Here is a 1,322-nt window from a genome sequence, read left to right as displayed (position 1 = left end):
TTTGGGTGGTGTTCAGGTGTGTGGATGGGTAGGGGAGCGTCGTGTCATGGGTGAAGCAGCCTGGTGATGGGTTGTGGACGTGACACGAGTGAGAATGCAGGCATGAGTAGCGAATCAAGTGTGAGAAACACTTGCGCCGAATGATCAAGGGTTCCAGGGTCAAGCTAATCTGCCCTGGGTAAGTCGGGACCTAAGGCGAGGCCGACAGGCGTAGTCGATGGACAACGGGTTGATATTCCCGTACCGGTGAAGTAGCGCCCATGGCGAGGCTGGTGATGCTAACTGCCCGAAACACCACGGTGCTCCCTTCGGGGGGTGGTGTGTGTGCGTAGCGCGGGACCCGAGCCAGTAGTAGTCAAGTGATGGGGTGACGCAGGAAGGTAGTCGAACCACGGCGATGGTTGTCCGTGGCCAAGCATGTAGGGAGTGGTCCAGGTAAATCCGGGCTGCGGTGCTTTGATGCACGATCCTGAGGTGTGATGGGGACCCGTTTTGGGGTAGTCGATGATCCTATGCTGTCGAGAAAAACCTCTAGCGAGTTACGAGCCGCCCGTACCCGAAACCGACTCAGGTGATCAGGTAGAGAATACCAAGGCGATCGAGTGAACCATGGTTAAGGAACTCGGCAAATTGCCCCCGTAACTTCGGGAGAAGGGGGGCCGGATCCGTGAACCCACTTGCTGGGGGTAGCGGTGATGGCCGCAGAGACCAGGCCCAAGCGACTGTTTACTAAAAACACAGGTCCGTGCGAAGTTGTAAGACGATGTATACGGACTGACTCCTGCCCGGTGCTGGAAGGTTAAGAGGACCTGTTAGAGCGCAAGCTCGAAGCGGAGAATTTAAGCCCCAGTAAACGGCGGTGGTAACTATAACCATCCTAAGGTAGCGAAATTCCTTGTCGGGTAAGTTCCGACCTGCACGAATGGAGTAACGACTTGGGCGCTGTCTCAACCGTGGACTCGGCGAAATTGCACTACGAGTAAAGATGCTCGTTACGCGCGGCAGGACGGAAAGACCCCGGGACCTTTACTATAGTTTGGTATTGGTGTTTGGTTCGGCTTGTGTAGGATAGGTGGGAGACTGTGAAGTTCACACGCTAGTGTGGGTGGAGTCGACGTTGAAATACCACTCTGGTCGTACTAGATGTCTAACCTCGGACCATGATCTGGTTCAGGGACAGTGCCTGATGGGTAGTTTAACTGGGGCGGTTGCCTCCTAAAGAGTAACGGAGGCGCTCAAAGGTTCCCTCAGCCTGGTTGGCAATCAGGTGTTGAGTGTAAGTGCACAAGGGAGCTTGACTGTGAGACAGACATGTCGAGCAG

General features: G+C 55.1%; 1 rRNA gene. It reads left to right on the top strand.

Features of this window, described 5'->3' with window-relative positions:
* A 23S ribosomal RNA gene (locus tag G515_RS0100640) occupies positions 1–1,322 on the top strand; the annotation flags it as partial.

Origin of the sequence: Nocardioides insulae DSM 17944 (assembly GCF_000422825.1) — a bacterium.
GTDB classification, from domain to species: domain Bacteria; phylum Actinomycetota; class Actinomycetes; order Propionibacteriales; family Nocardioidaceae; genus Nocardioides; species Nocardioides insulae.
This window is presented reverse-complemented; position numbering and strand designations above follow the sequence as displayed.